Genomic DNA, 1135 nt, shown 5'->3' with positions numbered 1-1135 from the left:
CGGATCAATAGAACGGTTCAGTCCAAAATTTCCGCGACGATGTCAGGAATGACCACCGCGGATCCATGCCTGGAACCCGGAGGGGACAACCGCACCAGCTTCGGGTTGCTCGCCCGCGCAACCTGCGCGGTCAGAGACGGAACCTGCTCACCGGAACGGGGGCGAAGGGACAACGGGCACCTCGACAGCTTCGTCGGTCGGGGGAACTACCCGAGCATGCCCGTTGACCATGCTGGCGCACCGAAAAACTCCAAGATTTCGGACAGAGTCAAGCTCATCACCGCAGCGCTCGCCGTCGTCGCCGCCCTGCTGGGCGCCATCGTGTCTGGTCGCTTCCAGGAGCGAGCCGCCGAACGGCAGGCGCGCACCGCCCACGGCGAGGCGATCCGCTGTGACCGCCTGGAGGTCGTCACCGCCCTCGCCTGCGCCGCCTCCGACCACCGCACCGCGATGTGGAGGCGCGGCGACGCCGTCCTCAAGCAGGCCGGCCCCGAGCGGATCGAGGCCCTGCGCCGCGAGAGTCACATGACCCGCAGCGCGGTTACCCGCCCGCTGGTCGCGCTGCGCGTCCTCATCGAGGACCAGGCGGTGCACGCCGCCGCCGACCGCATGGTCACGCTGACCTACGCGATCCGGCAGGCGATCCCCGCCGTTACAGCCCACACCGACCGCCAGGCCGCCAAGCGCTGGCTCACCTAGGCCCGTGAGGCCGCGAAGGTCGCCCACGACGACTTCGTGGACATCGTCGCCCGCTACCTGTGCCCTGCCCCCACGGCAGAAGCTTGCCCCGCCCCCGAACAGGAGCCCAGCCGATGACCGCCAGCACCTGTCTGGCGTAACGCACGAACCGGGCTCGGAGGCCGCTTTGTCCACGAAGACGGCGTTGTGTCAGACGAGCAGACGCCGACGGCCCTACGCATCTGTTCGAGTGTCGGGGAGAATGGTGTGGTTGCGCCGAAAGGCGTCCTGACGCTCGGGGACCTACCGTCTGTCTTATGCGCACTACACACGATGGGTCTCGGGGGGGGGCCCCCGCGGGGGCGCCCCCGGCCGCCCCCCCCCCCCCCCAAAAAAAGGAGCCACCCCCAAAAACCCCCCCCCGCGGGGGCGCCGCGGGGGGGGCGCCCCCGGGCGG

At 70.1% G+C, this 1135-nt stretch carries 1 protein-coding gene; it reads left to right on the top strand.

The window, feature by feature from the left end:
- The first annotated feature begins 216 nt into the window (after window positions 1-216).
- Window positions 217-699, top strand: coding sequence for a hypothetical protein (locus LCE31_RS36820; RefSeq protein WP_225022343.1), 483 nt, complete (start codon window positions 217-219; stop codon window positions 697-699).
- The last annotated feature ends 436 nt before the right edge of the window (window positions 700-1135 follow it).

It is taken from the genome of Streptomyces sp. 8L, assembly GCF_020176795.1.
GTDB lineage: Bacteria > Actinomycetota > Actinomycetes > Streptomycetales > Streptomycetaceae > Streptomyces.
Note: the sequence above shows the minus strand (reverse complement) of the source record. Positions and strands in the feature narration are given on the sequence as shown.

What these genes read in the sequence shown, in the direction of transcription:
- LCE31_RS36820 (WP_225022343.1), top strand. Translation starts at nt 217, where the DNA reads ATGCCCGTTGACCATGCTGGCGCACCGAAAAACTCCAAGATTTCGGAC.